The organism is Nocardia sp. NPDC058658 (assembly GCF_042716665.1).
GTDB lineage: Bacteria > Actinomycetota > Actinomycetes > Mycobacteriales > Mycobacteriaceae > Nocardia.
In genome coordinates this window covers 250,287-266,239 of the sequence record NZ_JBHXRR010000003.1, presented here as the reverse complement: position 1 = coordinate 266,239, position 15,953 = coordinate 250,287, and the positions used below count along the sequence as shown (strand labels likewise).

The following is a 15,953-nucleotide window of genomic DNA, read 5'->3' as shown; positions in this document are numbered from 1 at the left end:
GTCGATCAGGTCAGGACGAGCGCCTGGACGAGGAGCGTGATGTACAGGGCCAGGATGAAAAGGACCGCGGGCACCGCCGGGTAGTCCGGCTCGTCCGAACGATGGAACTTCCAGGCTCCGGCGGCGGGAATCAGCAGTAGCGCCAAGGGGATCCAGCCGATCAGGGCGGCGGGCTCGCTGTGGTCCCAGGGCCGCACTATCGCAATTTCGCACACCACCGCCACCAGTGCGAGCAGCAGCGACACAGCCACGCTGCCGGATGTGCCCAGCGCGTTCGAGTACAGCAATTCCCCTCGCCTGTTGATCCGTGAGGTCTTGCGAGCGAACTCGAACTGCAGGAACGCACCCGCGAAGACGATCGCGATGACCGCTACCCGCCGACTCGACCCGACCTCCCCGGTATCCACGGCCGACAGCACCACGTACCCGGTCACGATCAACTGCACCGGATACGTCACAACGAGATTCAGCAGGATGTTCGTGCGCACGGTCTCCGACAGCCGCTCCACTCCCCACAGCAGCAGCCCGTAGACGAGCACAGCGGCGATCATGACCGCTGAGGTCACCGACAGCGCCAGGCTGCCGACGATCGAAACGAACGCGATAACGCCCATGGCACTGCGCAATTCGACCGCGCTGACCGCCCCGGTGACCAGGGGTCGGTCGGGATTGTGGACGCGGTCGTACTCCAGGTCCTTCTGTTCGTCGACCATGCGCAGATAGAGCAGCACAACGGCCACTATCGCGATACGCGTCGCTGTCGCACCGGTGGGGGTCCACGTCGTATCCGGTTGTGAGACAAGAGCTGCCGTGCCCTCCAGGGCCAGGACCCACAGCACCCCGTAGAGCAGGTAGTGCGGTTTGTACATCACCCGGGTGAATCGCACGATCCGCCCGATGGATGCGACAAGGTTCGGGCGGGCACTCACGGCTGCGGCTCTCCCGGCATCGGCCGTTCCCAGCCGTCCCACCCGGTCACCTCGACCGCCGGTGTGCGACGCGGCGCGGGTTTGTCCGCACCGGGCAGCAGGTGCGCCACCGGCAGCAGCGCCACCTGGGTGACGTCGTCGGGAATGCCCAACAGCTCGGCGACTTCCCGCTCGTAGACCAGATGCGCGGTGGTCATGGTGGAGCCGAGGCCGCGTTCGCGCAGAGCCAGCATGAAGTTCCACACCGCCGGATAGATCGACCCGTAGAAGCTGGCCAGTCGCAGCGCCGACGGCTCAGCGGGCGGGCGACCGAGGGCACAGACCACCACCAGCGCGGGGACCTCGTGCAGATGCTCGGCCAGATACCGGCCGGAGGCCAGGTCCGCGAGCTGATCCGGTCGCGGCGTGCGGGCGGACAGATAGGCGGCGAAACCTTTTCGGTAGTACTCGGCGACCTGTCGTTTCAGCTCCGGATCCTGCACCACCACGAAGCGCCACGGCTGGCGGTTGGTGCCGCTGGGGGCGTGCACCGCGATGTCGAGGCAGTCCAGCAGGTCCTGGCGCGAGACCTCGCGGTGCAGGTCCAATCGCCGCCGGAACGCCCGCGTGGTGGTCAGCAGCTCGACCCCCATCATCGGTCGGCCCCGGCGAATTCGAGATCGATGCGAGCCGCCACCGCGCCCTGCTGCTCGATCTCACAGCGCACCACGGTGGAATCGACGCCGACGTCCACGATCTCGGCGACACATTCCGCGGGCAGGTCCAGCTCGACGAAGGAAATGAAAGTGCTTGTCACACTGATCAATCTCCGCAGGTCGGGCTGTAGCGCGGCAAGCGCGATCTGCCTACACGCTTCGATGAGCAGGTTGCCGGGGACGTGGTCGAGCTCGTGGTCGAACAGAATCGGATGCGAGGTGTCGGCCACGAGCGCCGCACGGGTGATGCCGCCACTCGATGTCGGCGGTCCGATCACCACATTGCGCGGGTTCTCCCGGCCGACGAGAGCCGCGGGCGCGCGCTCACCCACCGGTGCGGCGCTGTGAAACGTGCCGAGCCCCAGCTGTTTCCGGAACCCCGTCCGGATTCCGGCCCATCGGCTCGGCGAAACCCAGGAGAACGATCCGTCCACGGTCGTCATGGGCACACCCGCGCAGCTGATATCGAGCACCAGGTCCAGGCCCTCGAGTGCATCGCCCCGGTAGTGCGTGCGCAATGCCCGCACCCGCATGTCCAGATCCGCCGGTGCGGTGCCGATATCCCAGGCGGTGGTGTCGGGCCCGGTGCCGTTGAAAGTGCGGACCAGGAACGCCCGGTCGGTGGGGATGTCGTAGAACTCGTGGGTCACCGCGATGGAGGCCTGCCGGGCTGCCTCCATGACCAGCACCAGATCATGGCGCAGACTCAGCGCACCGACGTGATCGCCGTAATGGGCGTGCATACGCGGCAATTGGGCGCCGACCACGAAGGTGTCGGGTGCGACCGCGTCCAGGGAGGTCACGAACACTTCGGCGACAGCCTGCCGGTGCGCGAGCGACCGGGAGACGGTGCGGATATGGGAGGCCGTCACGGCTCGGGTATGGGTCACAGTCGTGCCTCCAGCCAATCGTCGACGCTGACCGGCGGCAAGGTTTGTGGCTGCGAACCGACGCGCATGGGAAGAACGTAGGAACCGAGCACGATGACCGACCAGGGATCCAGGTCCCGGCCCTCGGCCCATGCCGCCTCCAGCAGTTCGGCACAGTCCGCGCCGGACTCCGGCTCCGGCACCCCGAGCTCACCGCACACCCGGGTGAGCGCGTCCGCATGGTCGAAACTGCGAGCTGGGGCTTCGGCGTAGAGCTCGTGTGCGAGCGCCGTGGCCGTCGCCGTCTGGTCCGTGCCCGTGAGCGCCTGGGTGAGCACCTGCGACCTGGTCCGCTCATCGAAGTAGATGGCGAGTTCGCGCAGGACATCGGCCGGATCGTCGGGCGAATGGACGAGGTTGAGCAGGTAGCTGTGCCTGCCGAGCAGATACCGCAGCTCGCCCGGCTGCCGCTTGCGTGGATCGGTCGGACCCTTGACCGCGGTGAGGCGGACCGACACCGGAGGTTCGGTATCCGGGCCCTGGATGACCAGCAGCAGCACATCGGAAATGCCCACCAGCAGATCGGCCAGGCGGCGGCGTTGCGGTGAGGCGATATTCCAGGCGAAGTACCACAGGGCGCGCGCCAGATTCCGGTCCACCGCCACGCGCTGGGCGCCGACCACGCGGAAACCGTTCTCGTCCAGCCATTGCAGGGTGGGCTCGACGGCACGCGCGACTATCGCGTCGGGTTTGAGCAGCAGTAGCGAATGCTCCCTGGCGAAGGTCGCGGCATCGATTGCCATGCGCTCTAGCTGCTCGACGGTCTCGAGAACATACGTGTCTTCGATGTAGGCGTCGACTTTCGGCTCGGACGGCGTCAGCTGTGAGAGCAATGCGCGGAGCGGGACGGTGGTCATGCTCGACCACCGATCTCGGTGCGCGCCAGCATTTCCGCGACCGACACCAGCGGCGTGCCCAGATAGCCCGACTCCAAGCAATAGTCCAGGAGCATACGCAGATAGTCCTTTCCGGTGGCCGGGGCGGACCGGCCGAGAATCGCATCGGCCGCGGCGGTGTCGAACACCACGCGGCGTTTGAAATAGCTGGTGTAGAGCGAGCCGATGCGCAGGTAGTACTCGCGTTCGATGGCATCGAGTTCGTCGGCGCGGAAGGTGGTTTCGGGGACGAAGGTGGCCACCTCGAAGGACGGGTACTCCGCGAGCACGTCGGAGACCTCACGCAGCGACAGCGTGTCCCGGCCGAGTGCGTGCAGGGTGCGCCCTTCAGCGGCGTCGAATCCCAGTGCGGCCGTGGTGATCACCTCGGCCACGTGATCGACCGGCGCGAGCGACAGCGTCGCGTCGTAGCGGCCGGGCAGCGTACGCAGCTTGCCTTCGACCATGAGTTTGACGACGGTGTAGAGGTTCTTGTACTCGCGAATCACGCCGGTAGTGCTGTCACCGGTGACGATGCCCGGCCGCACGATGGCCCACCGCAGGCCGCGCTCACCCGCGCCGCGAACCAGCGCTTCGGCGCGGAACTTGCTCTCCTCGTAGCCATTTCCGAATGCGTGACCGGCGGGCAGCTCTTCCTCGGGAACGGTGCCGCCGCGCATGCCACAGACGTAGGCGGTGCTCACGTGCACGAGCGGCACGCCCCATTCGAGAGCCAATTCGATGGCGTTGGCCGTGCCGCGCACATTCAGTTCTTCGTAGGTGGTGTCGGTGGCGTCGAAGGCGGTGGTCGCCGCGGAGTGCACGATCATGCCCACGCGTTCGGCGAGTTCGGCCTTGTCCTGCGGCAGGAACCCGAACCCCGGCGTGCGGATATCGCCCGCGACCCGAAGCTGAGCCTCCGCGGTTGAGCCGTCATTGCGGACAATCGACGAATTGCTGTGCAGCACAGCGGCTACGGGCAGACCGGCGGCATTGAATCGCGCCACCACCTCGGCACCGACCAGGCCGCTGGCGCCGGTGACCAGCACCAGGTCGCGCGCACTCATGCCGCCACCGTTCGGGCAACCAGCTCGATGACCTGATCCACCCGCAACACGCCGATGAGGTCCTCGGGGCGGTATCGAGGCAGCCCGAAGGTGCGTTCCAGCACCAGCGTGAGCTCCATGAGACGCAGCGAGTCGTAGCCGAGATCCTCGATGAGCCTGTGGGTATCGGACAGTTGCCCTGGCGGCTGCGGTGCCATGGTGGCGACGATGTCGCGAACGCGGGCGGCGGGATCGGTGCTCATGAGTGCTCGCTTTCACGCAGGTGCGGCTGCTGCCCGCCGCTGGCGAGGAGGTCGCGCATTTCGTCCAGGGGCAGTTCGGTCTTCAGGTAACCCGCTATGCGTAGCCAGTCGTAGCCGATGGCGAGAGTGCGCTGCCACTGTTCGCGGGAATCGAACGAGGCGGGGAAACCGTTAACGGAGTCGGGTTCCCCGGCGACGCGACGCGCCAGGGTGACGAAGTCGTCGAGGACCGCGAGGCCTTCGAGGGGGTCGCCACCGGTCGCGATGATTGCCGAGAACCGCACTTGCCGTGCCGCTTCCAGCTTGGCGAGCAACTCCTCGCACTGTGGTGCGTGCGGAGGAACCAGTCGGCGCACGGTGTCGACGGGGGCGACATCCGCAGGTAGGGGCTGGATTCCGAACGCGGACAGCATCACTCGCACGCCCATGGCGGTGAGTCGATGTCCCGAGATGTCGGCGACTGCACCCTGCGCGCTCTTGATGGCTCCGACAAGGTCTTCGCGGGCATTTTCCAGCACCACATTGGAGAACACCAGGTTCAGTCCACATTCGGTGAACTTGGCGGCGGAAATCGGTACGAGGGAAGCGATTTCGGCCTCGGAGGCGGCTCCGGACAGCCCGAGTGCGGGTGCGGCTGTGCTCGGCACGGGGGTGTAGGGCTGCACCGGTTTACACATGGCCAGCGCGGGTTCGATGACATCGCCTCCGCGCCACTGCAATCCGACCAGACCCAGCCGGACGAACTCGGCCAGTGCTCCGCCGATGTCGTGGCGTGCACGGGCCAGTACATCGCGCACCGAATGCCGGAACACCACCGAACGCCAGGCGATCGCGGCGTCATCGGCGAGAGCGAAGACCTCGTTGTCCGCGCGCAGCACGTGTACGCGGGAGCCGATGGACCAGGTCGTGACCTGCGGTCTGCGCGCGAAGATGATGCGGTGCGGGTCGTCGGCGATGTCGGTGATGCCGAGTTCGGTTGCCAGAGTCAGCAGCTGTTCCCAGTGCGTTTGCTCGCCGCGGTCGGCCGCCGGATCCGTCAGCGACCGATACCGGTCGATCAGCTCGTGCGAACCGAGGCGATCGAGCTGCGTGGGCAGCCATTTGGTTTCGACATAGGTCTCACCGCGGCGGGCTGCCCAGCTCTTCACGGCTTGGAGCAGACCGTCCGCGGCCCATTCGTCGGCCTCGGCTCGGGCACCGAAGGCGCGCAGGGCGACAGCGAAACGCAGGGCCTGGGTGGCGCGTGCGGCCCACCAGTCGGCCGTCACCGCACTGAAGTCGGGGTAGGTGATGATCGAGCGCAGCGCGTCGAGATCGACCGCCCCCGTGCGCAGGACCGTGGCCCGCAGGAAGCGCTGGCAGCGATTGAGCAGATCCTCGCTCGGCTCGGCGGCGACCTGCTCGAGCTGGCGCCGTAATTGCGCCACCGATCGGGTGCGCACCTCCACCCGCCTGCCGTCGAGGAACAGCACGGTCGGCAGGGTGGGCAGCTCTTCGGAGCCCTCGGCGACGACGAAGAAGTCGATATCGGAGCCCTCGTTGCCGAACCCCTCGGCCAGGGAGCCTTCGAAGAGCACGGCCGCATCGGCGGGCACCGCGACGGCTTCCAGCGCGGCGTCGAGCAGCTGCCGGACCCGCTGCTCGGGCAGACCCGGCTGGGCAGTCTCGGCGTCGTGCACCACCGCCCCGTCGAGCGCGCCGTCGCGCAGCAGCTGCCACATGTGGCGGCGACGCGGCTTGCCGCTGGACGTGCGCCTGATGAGCCCGCGCGGCCCGGTGACGATGCTGATGGTGTGCGCGGGGCCGAGATGACCACGAATGATCTTGCGCGCCTCGGTGATCCAGTCACCGGCGGCGGTCTCGGCGAACAGGGCGATACCCCGCTCCCCCGCGTCGGTGATACCGACGGCGGCGAGTTTTCCCTTGGTGATGCCGGTGTCCTGTGCGATCCGGGATTCGATGTCCTCCATGAACACCGGGCGCCCGCGCACCTTCAGGCTCGAACCCATCCGGCCGAGTACGAAAACCTCATCGCGATAGCGGAATCCGGCGTCGCCCGAGTACAGCTTGCCGTCGCTGATATGCGTCGACGAGCCCGCACCGGCGGAGCCGGCGTAGCCGAGTGCCACCGAACCGCCGGACACCACCATCTCACCGAGAACGCCGTCGGGGAGTTCGTGGCCCTCGTCGTCGACCACGGTGACCGTCGATTCGGGGGTGGAGTAGCCGAGGCCGGTGATCCAGCCCGCGCCATCGACCCGGCGGGCGTCATCGATGAGCGCCTCCTCCAGCACCGGAACCCGCTGTCCGAAACGGAGATTCGGGTTGTCGATGCGCAGTGCGGTGATCGGCCGACGGGTGGGTGAGGAGGTGACCATGAGCGTCGCCTCGGCGAGGCCGTAGGCCAGCGTATAAGAGCCCATGGAAAAGCCTTGCGGCCCGGTGAGATTCGCGAACGACATCAGGTCCGATACCTCGACCGGTTCGGAACCGATCGCCAGGGTCCGCCAGCCGGACAGGTCCAGATCCGCGATCTCCTCGGGCCGAACCCGGTGCGCCACATAGCCGAGCGCGAACGACGGCGAGAGTGAGTGTTGGGCGTGCGTCATGGTCCGCAGCCAGCGGGCAGGCTCGCGCACGAACTGGTCGGGGCGCATGAGGTAGAGCCCGCCCTGGTTGGTCACTGTGGCGAGGAGCGCGCCGACCAGACCCATATCGTGGTAGAGCGGCAGCCACGACACCATCACTTCACCCGGCTGCCATTCCAACAGTCGGGTGATCATGGCGATATTGTTCGTCAGGTTCGGCCAGCTCACCTGCACGCCACGGGGCGTCCCGGTCGAACCGGAGGTGAACTGCAGCAGCGCTACTTCGGCCGGCGCACCGAATTCCCTTGTCTCACCGGCAGGTTCGAGAGTCGCGGTATCGATCACCAGCACGGCCTCGTCGTAACCCGCGCGTTCGGCGGCCTGACGCACGAAGGTTTCGAACTCCGGCGAGGTCACCACCAGGCGTGGGGTGGCCTGCTCCAGAACGGCCGCGATATGGGCGATGATCTGTTCGAGGTCGCCGAACATGGGCGGGGCCACCGGCGTGAACACGCCACCGCACGCCCACACCGCGTAAAAGGCAGCGACACAGGGGAATCCGGTCGGCATGATGACGCAGGCACCGTCGCCGTCGCCGAGTCCGTGCGCACGCATGAGCGCGGCGATCGACCACGTTTGATCGGCCAGTTCGCGGTAGCTGCGGTACTCCCAGCCGTCGTCCTCGTCAGCCAGGTGGATACCGGCGGTCTCCGACGGGTGGGCGAGCCAATCCCGCACGGCCGCACAATCTTCAGAGAGCTTCATCGGGGGAGAACTCCTTCGGCGAGTACCGTGACCGTGCCATTGACCCCATCCACGCGAATGCGCATACCCGTACGCAATCGCGTGGCAGCGTCCTTGACCTGGACCACGGTCGGCACGCCCAGTTCACGCGCCACAATAGCCACATGGGTCAGCGGGCTGCCCCGTTCGATGACCAGCGCGGTGGCCGACGGCAGAGCCGCCACCCAGCCCGGATCGGTGCGATAGGCGACCAGAATGCCACCCGCCACATCGCGCGGTTCGTCCACGACTACCGCCGGACCCTCGACTACGCCTGCGGCAGAGGGCGTTCCGGCGAGCACCGTACCCACCGTCGCGGCAGCGGTGGTGGTGATGGGCACCCAGCCCTGCCCCGCCAGCTCCGCACGACCCAGCCGCGGTCCCACGGTCCGGAATCGCGCGGGCGCCACGAGCGCGGAGTCCCTGGCCCGCAGCGCTTTCCGGCCCGCCACCAGGTCGCGCAGGTCCGCGGTGTCCTGGCCCTCGTAGGAGCCGCGCAATTCCTCGTTGGTCAGGTAGAACACGTCGGCGAATTCGTCGAGCACCCCGCGCGCGACCAGATCCCGGCCCATGGCGCGGATCATCCGCTTGATCATGCCGAAGGCACGGGTACGGCAGAAGCGCAGCCGTTCGCGATGCGCGGCACAGCGAGAAGCCTTGGTGCGCAGGCGCTCATAGACGCGGCGGCGCAGCCCGCGCAGGTTCGCGTCCAGGTAGGCATCGGCCTCCACCGAGCGGCTCGCGGTGGCGGCATCACCGACGCGACCCGAGGCGCTGCGCAGCATGACGAACAGGCTCGCCGGATCCTCGCGCAGATCCGGGGTCTCCAGCTTCAGCTCATCGAGACTGCGGTAGCCGTAGCGCTCGATATAGCTGTCCACCTGAGCGAGGAAGCCTTCGCGGCCGGACTGTTGCAGCTCGGCGTAAATCTGTTCCGGTGCAGTGGAATTGACGAGTTCGGTCAGATCCGCGTCCGCGCGCACCAGCCGTGCCAGTTCGGTCATGGCGCGGGCGGGCTCGGCCGATTCGACATCGGCTCCCGGGCCGACCACGGCGTAGAGGAACCACTCCGGCGCCTTGGGCAGGAACAGCTTGGTGAGCAGATAGGTGAAGCCGGTGAGGGTGAGCAGAATCGCGTCCAGGACCATGAGCGGGCCCCAGCGCTCGACCAGGTCCTTGTCGACCTTGCGGTAGGCCTCGTACGCCTGCGGACCGGTCAGGGTGGTGTAGTCCAGGGCGTCGTATTCGTCGTAGACCCGGTAGAACTCGGCGCTGAACTGTTCGACCATGTCATCGATGCCGAAGAGCCGCCGAACGTAGGTCACCGTGGTCAGCGCGCGCGAGCGCAACCGGGCGATGGGACTGCGGAATACGAACGGGCGCAGCGTTTTCGCTATGTCGTCTTCGAGTGGCTCGTCCACGCCGAGTGCGGCTTCGAGGACCTTGCGGTTGAGCGGATAGCCGGGTGCGATGCCGACCATGCGGTACCAGTGCAGCAGGTTGTAGTAGACGTGGCCGTGAAAAGTGCCCAGCAGCACCGAAGTCCACGCATCGGTCTGGCGCAATTGTTCTTCGGGCACCCCCAGCGATTGCGCGTAACCCCGGTACACGCGGCCGTAGATATCGGCCGCGGTGGTGTAGGTGAGCGGTGAAGTGACGCCGTTGAAACTCTCGATAATGTTGGAGTTGTCCCAGATTCGCAGCTCACCGGCCGGAATCGTCTCGCCCGCACCACGCAGTTCCACCGTGCGCCCCGGAGCGGGCGGCGCTGCGAGGGTGGTGATCGGACGGGACTGCAGGACCCAGATGCCGGTATCGTCGATGGCCCATTCGATGTCTTGCGGTGCACCCCAGTGGGTTTCGAGCTTGCGGCCGACCTCGGTCAGTTCGGCGACCTCGGCGTCGTCGAGTACGGCGACACCGCGTTGTTCGGCGTCCACCTCGACAATCTCGCAGCCCTGTTCGCCCCCGGGTTCGAAGCGGCGGTCCTTGTCCCCCAGCACACTGTCGAGCATCGCACCGTCGACCTTGTCGACGGTCACCGAATCGGCGTCCACCGCGCCCGACACCAGGCCCTCCCCCAGCCCGTACACCGCGCTGATCACCACTTCGTCCCGCGCGCCCGTGGTGGGGTTCGCGGTGAACACCACCCCGCTCGCCCGCGCGGTGATCAATTGCTGCAACACCACCGCGGGCGCGCCGGCGCGAGGCAGCTCACGCGCGAAGGCATAGCGAATCGCCCGCTCGGAGAAGGCCGATGCCCAGCAATCCCGCACGCGCGCGGCGATCGCCTCGACCCCGCGCACATTCAGGAAGGTGTCGAACTGTCCCGCATACGAATTGTCCGCACCGTCCTCGGCCAGCACCGACGACCGCACCGCGATCGGTCCGGTGCCGAGCCGCTCGCTCGCCTGCCCGACCAGCTCCCGCACCGCGTCGGGCAGCGGCGCGGCCACCAGCGCGGCACGCAGCGCGGCCCCGCTGACCACCGCCTGCTCCAGCTCGGTGATCCCGGCGAACTTCGCTATCGCACCACCCAACCCTGCCGCGTCGACAAAGGCAGCGAACGCGTCACTACCGAGCGCCACCCACGGCGGCACCCGCACCCCGCTGCTGTGTAACCCGAAAAGCCCACGTGCCTTCCCGCCCGCGAGCTCATCGATCACTACCGAATCGGACCACGGACCCAGCACCTGCACTACGGCTCTCCCATCACCTCCCGGTCTACGAACCAAGCACCGCGCTGGTTCGGCCGGGAGCCACCCACGATCAAAGGACCCTCTCTGAGTAATGCAAATTTCACAGGTGCGCCAGCCCAGACTTCTTGGGTTTGCGCCGAGCCGGCTCTCGTGATCGAGTCGTGGCACCGCACCGCATCATCTGTCCGCCGAACCGCTCGCCGAACCGCTGCCCAGGATGCACAGCGGATTCGCCACCACAGCCGCCTGCGCCGAACCGGAGGACGAACCGGTGATCCCGGAGCCGACCGGGGGCGTAACCGGCACCGGTGCCGACGGATTACCCGAACCGCCGGCCACCATCGACTCGCCGTCGAGATTCGCGGGAGCCGAAACGTCGAGCAGATCCAGCACGGTCGGTGTGATGTCGGCCAGGGTGTACCCGTTGTTCTCCGTTCCCGCCGCGAACCCCGCTGCCCGCGCGATCACGAAACTGGCTGTCTCGTAAGCACTCTGGCTACCATGCCCACCATCGGGCGTGTGTCCGTGGTCGGTGGTGACCAGAGCAGCCGCCACGAGCATGCGGTGAATACGAGACATGCGCGGCACCGTAGTTGCCACGCGCCCCACCACCCGACGAATTGGACAATTGACCGAGAACATCCCGGTCACCGGGAATCCCACCCAGCGACGAGCGTCGGCCGGAAAGGCTCAGTCAATCCGCAATGCGTGCAGGATGGCAGGTCGACCGCAGCAACTACTTACGTCGGTCGTCCAGGGCCGTGAGTCCGTGGGAGCGCAGGAGCTCCTTCACACCGTCGCGTTCATCGCGGATATATGCCAAGGCGAGGCAGTCGTTGAACCGGTTCGCGAGGCTCGGATCGTCTTCGTCGACAGGGACGACCAGAAGCGTGTCCACGTCCGCATCGAGCAGCACCTTGTTCGCGACGAAGATGGCCGTGCGCTTGTTGCCGTCCTCGAAGGGCTGGGCCTTCGAGAGCTCGACGAACACGTCCAGCGCGTTCTCGATCACGTCGTCACTGCGCAGGGTGCGGTCGAGAAGGCGTTGCAGGTCCCGGTCGGTCATGGCGGTCGGCTCATGGCGGCCATATCGCGTCTTGACGCCGATCTGCTGGTCGGCTGTTCTGAGTTGGCCAGGGTGCAGCGCGGCGCTGCGGGTGAGCTGCTGGTTGACGGATTGGACGAAGGCCGCGTCGACCGTTCCGCCCCGGTGGTCGATGATGAACTGCGCCGCGTCGCGCAGATCCTCTAGTAGCGCGAGGTCAGATCGCGACGTGACACCCGTCAGACTGCCGGAGCGCAAGAAATTCTCCGTGTCGAGGCGGCCCGTAGCAAGACCATCGAATACCTTGCCCGAGGAGTACACGACTCCGGCGAGGTCGACGACGTCGATGCGGGTCACGATGCATTCCTTTACGTGAGCAGCGTTCGAACCGAGACGGTCGAGCCGAGTACCTCAGAACCTGGCATCGACCTCATAGGACTCAACGAAAATGGCAGGCCATCACCGCAAGGGCTCTGTCCTGCCATTTTACTGTGGTCCCAGCTGGTTTCGAACCAGCGACCTTCCGCGTGTGAGGCGGACGCTCTCCCGCTGAGCTATGGGACCGAACTGTGTGTCGGGCGGGTTGTGGGCCGCTCGAACGAGATGGAACATTAGCACGAGGGACCGGGATGACACCAAATCGCCTTGTGAACGGGGGGTTCGGGGACTTGGTGTCGGTTCACGGGGTTGGTGGGGCTACGTGGTATTTCAGGGTCGGCCATGTTGTGGACATGGGGGTCAGGGGGTTGCGGCAGATCCAGATGTTGATGTCGAAGTTCTGGCCGCTGAGGCCGAGGGGGTCGGTGAGTTGACGGGCCAGGGTGGTTTCGGCGAAGCCTGACAGGAAGTCGCGCTGTTCGGAGCCGTGGTTGAAGCCGACGTAGACGATGGTGTCGGCTGAGTCCGGTGGGGTGCCGAAGGCGGCGAAGCCGCGGTGGGGGCTGTAGACCGGGGGGATCCAGGCGGAGCGGCCGTAGTGGTCGAGGGCGCCTGCTTGGTTGTAGGCGGCGGCGACGACCACCGCGTCGGCTTGGTCGGCGGGCGGGAGGGTGATTGCCACCTGGTGTACGGCGTCGGCGAGTGTGTGCCAGGTGTCGTTGCCGTAATGCTGCAGGGGCAGCCAGGGGCTGTTCGGATCGGCGATCCAGCTGCTCGGGTAGGGCAGGGACGCGAAGAAGGCCAGCAGCGCCGCAGAGCACACGACCGCACCGGTGCACAAGCGCCGCAACGCGATTCGCGGATCGGCGGCGGCGAACAGCGTGGAGAGCATCGATGCACCGAATCCGAAGAGCATGGGGAAGGCCCCGGCGACGTAGTAGGAGCGGCCGTGTCCGGCGATCACCATGATCACCATCAGCACGGCCGCGACCAGCAGGAACCGGTACTGCCGCAGATGGGGTGCGCGGACCAAGCCGTACAGGCCGAGCAGGGCCAAACCGCCGCCGAGGAAGCCGGGAAGGATGATGATGGCCCCGACGGTCCCCCACTGCCCACCCATGGTCTGCGCGGTTTCGTGGGCGATGGCCTCGTTGGTCGCCAGCTGCGGCCAATCGTGGGTCGCCTGCCACAGCAGTGCGGGCATCATGGCGGCGGCGAGAATCAGCAGGCCGAGCCACAGTGCGGGGCGGCGCAGCATTTCCCGGGGGCCGATGACGAGAATGCCGGTGCCGACGGCAGCCGCCAGCATCAGCACCAACCATTTGTTCTGCACATCGATCGCCGCTGTCACCCCGAGCGCGACGAGCAAGCGGTCCTGGCGGGTGCGCACCCATCGAACCAACAGCCAGATGATCAGCGCCTGGCAGGCCACGTCGAAGGAGACGCTGGTCAGCACAGTGAAGCCGAAGACGAGCGGGGATGTGGGGAAAGCCGCGGCGGCGAGGATTTGGTAGCGCGGGCGGGCACCGCATTCGTAGGCCACCGCGGCCGCGAGGATCGACACCGCGATCAGCAGGAGCAATCCGGGGATTCGCAGGGGGATTATCGAGCCGGGCGCGATCAGCTCGCCCAGTCGTGCGATCAGCGGTACCACCGGTCCGTTGTCGACAAAGCTGACCGCCAGTCGGCGACCGCACGCGAGGTAGTACAGCTCGTCGCCGGCGATATGCAGCCGCACCGCCGAGACCGACAGGATGAGCGCCGCCAGACCGGACACGAGCAGGACACCTCGCCAGGCGAAAGGCTCTCGCGTGTGCGTCGCCTCGGGGGTGGTTGCGTAGGTGGGGGTCAAGAACTTCTCCGCCGTCGTGCATGGCCGGGGCCCAATGAAGGATGGCGGGGCGTCGACCGATCCAACATATTAAATAACACTGTTTCACTTTGCCCAACGGGAAAACGACCGGAACCGAACGTCCCAACCTCGTTCAATGCCCCTACTCACGGTGCACGATGCGGCGGACAGCGGCCATAGGGAGTTGGCTCAGCACCCAGTGGACGACATGCGTGTGATTCACATTTAGGGCCGTTTACCAGGCGATTTGTAGTCTGCGGCGAACGTCGGCTAATGTTCTCTTCGCACCGCAGAGAGCAGCAAAGCCGAGAGGCCGAGCCGCTCCCCTAAGTGTGAAGTAAATGCGGATGTGGCGCAGTGGTAGCGCATCACCTTGCCAAGGTGAGGGTCGCGAGTTCGAATCTCGTCATCCGCTCGAGAGGTAGGTAAGGCACTAGCCCCATCCTCCTTTGTACGGTGGAGTGGCCGAGTGGTGAGGCAACGGCCTGCAAAGCCGTGCACACGGGTTCGATTCCCGTCTCCACCTCGCGCGATTAGCTCAGCGGGAGAGCGCTTCCCTGACACGGAAGAGGTCACTGGTTCAATCCCAGTATCGCGCACCACCGTACCGAGTCAGGCCCCCTTTCGAGGGGGCCTGACTTGTTTGCGTTACCCGTCATGTGGGCGGAGTCTGTAACCCAGGTCACTCTGATCGCGGTTCTCGGGTGGGCTCCCCTAGTATCGGCACTCGGCATCGCCGGGCGGTCCGGTGCGAGGCCGGCGGTATGAAGGGGCAATCGAGTGAGGCAGATCCTGTTGTCGGCGGGGATCGCCCTGGTCGTCACCATCACACTCACACCGGTGTTGATCCGGGTTTTCGCGCGGCGCGGGTTCGGGCAGGAGATCCGGATCGACGGGCCCGCCAGCCATCAGGCCAAGCGTGGAACGCCGACGATGGGTGGGTTGGCGATCGGGGCCGGGGTGTGGGCCGGATATCTGGGGTCGCATCTGATCGGGCTGCTGTGGGACGCGCCGGGGCCGAGCGCGTCGGGTGTGCTGGTGCTGCTGCTGGCGTCGGCGCTCGGCATGGTGGGGTTCCTCGACGACTCGATCAAACTGCGCAAGCACCGCAATCTCGGATTGACCGCGGCGGGCAAGTACATCGGGCAGATCGGGGCCGCGGTGGTGTTCGCCGTGCTGGCGCTGCGCTTCCCCGGCGCCACGGGGCTCACGCCCGCCGGACGCAATCTGTCCTACGTCCGCGACATCAGCACCATCACCTTCGCGTCGCTGTTCTTCATCGCCTTCATCGTGCTGCTGGTGGTGGCGTGGTCGAACGCGGTGAACATCACCGACGGACTCGACGGGCTCGCGGCCGGATCGATGAGTCTGGTGCTCGGCGCGTACGTGGTGATCACACTGTGGCAGTACGAGAATTCGTGCGAGATCAGCCCGGGACGCGCCTGCTACACGGTGCGTGACCCGCTCGATCTGGCGATGGTCAGTGCCGCGGGCGCGGCGGCGTGCATCGGATTCCTGTGGTGGAACGCGGCACCCGCCAAGATCTTCATGGGCGACACCGGTTCGCTCGGACTGGGCGGACTGCTGGCCGGGCTGTCGATCACCAGCCGCACCGAACTGCTCGCGGTGGTGATCGGGGCGCTGTTCGTCGCCGAGATAATGTCGGTGGTGCTGCAGATCGTGGTGTTCCGCACGACGCATACCCGGCTGTTCCGGATGGCGCCGTTCCATCATCACTTCGAACTCAACAACTGGCCCGAGACCGCGGTGATCATCCGGTTCTGGGTGCTGGCGGGGATCGCGGCGGCGACCGGGTTGTGCCTGTTCTACGGCGAGTACATGACCTCGCTCTAGTTGTCGGAGCCTGCGGC

The 15,953-nt window shown here is 66.6% G+C and carries 12 protein-coding genes and 4 tRNA genes; 4 read left to right on the top strand and 12 right to left on the bottom strand.

Features of this window, described 5'->3' with window-relative positions; genetic code table 11:
* Nucleotides 1-5: 5 nt before the first annotated feature.
* From ACFWUP_RS08510 to ACFWUP_RS08455, 12 genes are all read right to left on the bottom strand, one after another.
* The gene (locus tag ACFWUP_RS08510; protein WP_379232130.1) at nt 6-929 is read right to left on the bottom strand and encodes a hypothetical protein; all 924 of its coding nucleotides are present in this window, start codon (nt 927-929) and stop codon (nt 6-8) included.
* Nucleotides 926-1,564 (bottom strand): nitroreductase family protein, encoded by a 639-nt coding sequence (locus tag ACFWUP_RS08505; protein ID WP_379232128.1) that lies wholly within the window; start codon nt 1,562-1,564, stop codon nt 926-928. The genes ACFWUP_RS08510 and ACFWUP_RS08505 overlap by 4 nt, the downstream gene beginning before the upstream one ends.
* The gene (locus ACFWUP_RS08500) at nt 1,561-2,514 is read right to left on the bottom strand and encodes a ScbA/BarX family gamma-butyrolactone biosynthesis protein (RefSeq protein ID WP_379232126.1); all 954 of its coding nucleotides are present in this window, start codon (nt 2,512-2,514) and stop codon (nt 1,561-1,563) included. The genes ACFWUP_RS08505 and ACFWUP_RS08500 overlap by 4 nt, the downstream gene beginning before the upstream one ends.
* Nucleotides 2,511-3,410: a nucleoside-diphosphate kinase gene (locus ACFWUP_RS08495; protein WP_379232124.1), complete on the bottom strand. Its 900-nt coding sequence runs from the start codon at nt 3,408-3,410 to the stop codon at nt 2,511-2,513. Before ACFWUP_RS08495 ends, ACFWUP_RS08500 begins: the two co-directional genes overlap by 4 nt.
* A complete protein-coding gene (locus ACFWUP_RS08490; protein ID WP_379232122.1) occupies nt 3,407-4,495 on the bottom strand; it encodes an SDR family oxidoreductase in 1,089 nt (362 codons plus the stop codon). Before ACFWUP_RS08490 ends, ACFWUP_RS08495 begins: the two co-directional genes overlap by 4 nt.
* Nucleotides 4,492-4,737, bottom strand: a complete 246-nt coding sequence (locus ACFWUP_RS08485) for an acyl carrier protein (RefSeq protein WP_379232120.1) — start codon at nt 4,735-4,737, stop codon at nt 4,492-4,494. The genes ACFWUP_RS08490 and ACFWUP_RS08485 overlap by 4 nt, the downstream gene beginning before the upstream one ends.
* Nucleotides 4,734-8,090, bottom strand: a complete 3,357-nt coding sequence (locus tag ACFWUP_RS08480; protein WP_379232118.1) for an AMP-binding protein — start codon at nt 8,088-8,090, stop codon at nt 4,734-4,736. Before ACFWUP_RS08480 ends, ACFWUP_RS08485 begins: the two co-directional genes overlap by 4 nt.
* Nucleotides 8,087-10,807, bottom strand: coding sequence for a phosphoenolpyruvate synthase (locus ACFWUP_RS08475; protein ID WP_379232116.1), 2,721 nt, complete (start codon nt 10,805-10,807; stop codon nt 8,087-8,089). Before ACFWUP_RS08475 ends, ACFWUP_RS08480 begins: the two co-directional genes overlap by 4 nt.
* A 177-nt stretch (nt 10,808-10,984) precedes the next feature.
* Nucleotides 10,985-11,386, bottom strand: coding sequence for a hypothetical protein (locus ACFWUP_RS08470; RefSeq protein WP_379232114.1), 402 nt, complete (start codon nt 11,384-11,386; stop codon nt 10,985-10,987).
* Between the two features lie 157 nt (nt 11,387-11,543).
* Nucleotides 11,544-12,209 (bottom strand): Fic family protein, encoded by a 666-nt coding sequence (locus ACFWUP_RS08465; protein ID WP_379232112.1) that lies wholly within the window; start codon nt 12,207-12,209, stop codon nt 11,544-11,546.
* A 135-nt stretch (nt 12,210-12,344) separates the two neighbouring features.
* Nucleotides 12,345-12,416, bottom strand: a tRNA-Val gene (locus ACFWUP_RS08460).
* A gap of 115 nt (nt 12,417-12,531) precedes the next feature.
* Nucleotides 12,532-14,082: an ArnT family glycosyltransferase gene (locus ACFWUP_RS08455; protein WP_379232110.1), complete on the bottom strand. Its 1,551-nt coding sequence runs from the start codon at nt 14,080-14,082 to the stop codon at nt 12,532-12,534.
* A 343-nt stretch (nt 14,083-14,425) separates the two neighbouring features.
* Here ACFWUP_RS08455 and ACFWUP_RS08450 point away from each other — a divergent pair.
* From ACFWUP_RS08450 to mraY, 4 genes are all read left to right on the top strand, one after another.
* Nucleotides 14,426-14,497 (top strand) — tRNA-Gly (locus ACFWUP_RS08450).
* A gap of 40 nt (nt 14,498-14,537) precedes the next feature.
* Nucleotides 14,538-14,608, top strand: a tRNA-Cys gene (locus ACFWUP_RS08445).
* A gap of 1 nt (nt 14,609) precedes the next feature.
* Nucleotides 14,610-14,684: transfer RNA gene (locus ACFWUP_RS08440), tRNA-Val, on the top strand.
* A 178-nt stretch (nt 14,685-14,862) separates the two neighbouring features.
* Nucleotides 14,863-15,936: a phospho-N-acetylmuramoyl-pentapeptide-transferase gene (gene mraY, locus ACFWUP_RS08435; RefSeq protein WP_379232108.1), complete on the top strand. Its 1,074-nt coding sequence runs from the start codon at nt 14,863-14,865 to the stop codon at nt 15,934-15,936.
* The last annotated feature ends 17 nt before the right edge of the window (nt 15,937-15,953 follow it).

Bases quoted from the DNA above. Each gene is read 5' to 3' on its own strand.
- ACFWUP_RS08505 (WP_379232128.1), bottom strand. From the start codon at position 1,564: ATGATGGGGGTCGAGCTGCTGACCACCACGCGGGCGTTCCGGCGGCGA.
- ACFWUP_RS08495 (WP_379232124.1), bottom strand. From the start codon at position 3,410: ATGACCACCGTCCCGCTCCGCGCATTGCTCTCACAGCTGACGCCGTCC.
- ACFWUP_RS08490 (WP_379232122.1), bottom strand. From the start codon at position 4,495: ATGAGTGCGCGCGACCTGGTGCTGGTCACCGGCGCCAGCGGCCTGGTC.
- ACFWUP_RS08485 (WP_379232120.1), bottom strand. From the start codon at position 4,737: ATGAGCACCGATCCCGCCGCCCGCGTTCGCGACATCGTCGCCACCATG.
- ACFWUP_RS08480 (WP_379232118.1), bottom strand. From the start codon at position 8,090: ATGAAGCTCTCTGAAGATTGTGCGGCCGTGCGGGATTGGCTCGCCCAC.
- ACFWUP_RS08470 (WP_379232114.1), bottom strand. From the start codon at position 11,386: ATGTCTCGTATTCACCGCATGCTCGTGGCGGCTGCTCTGGTCACCACC.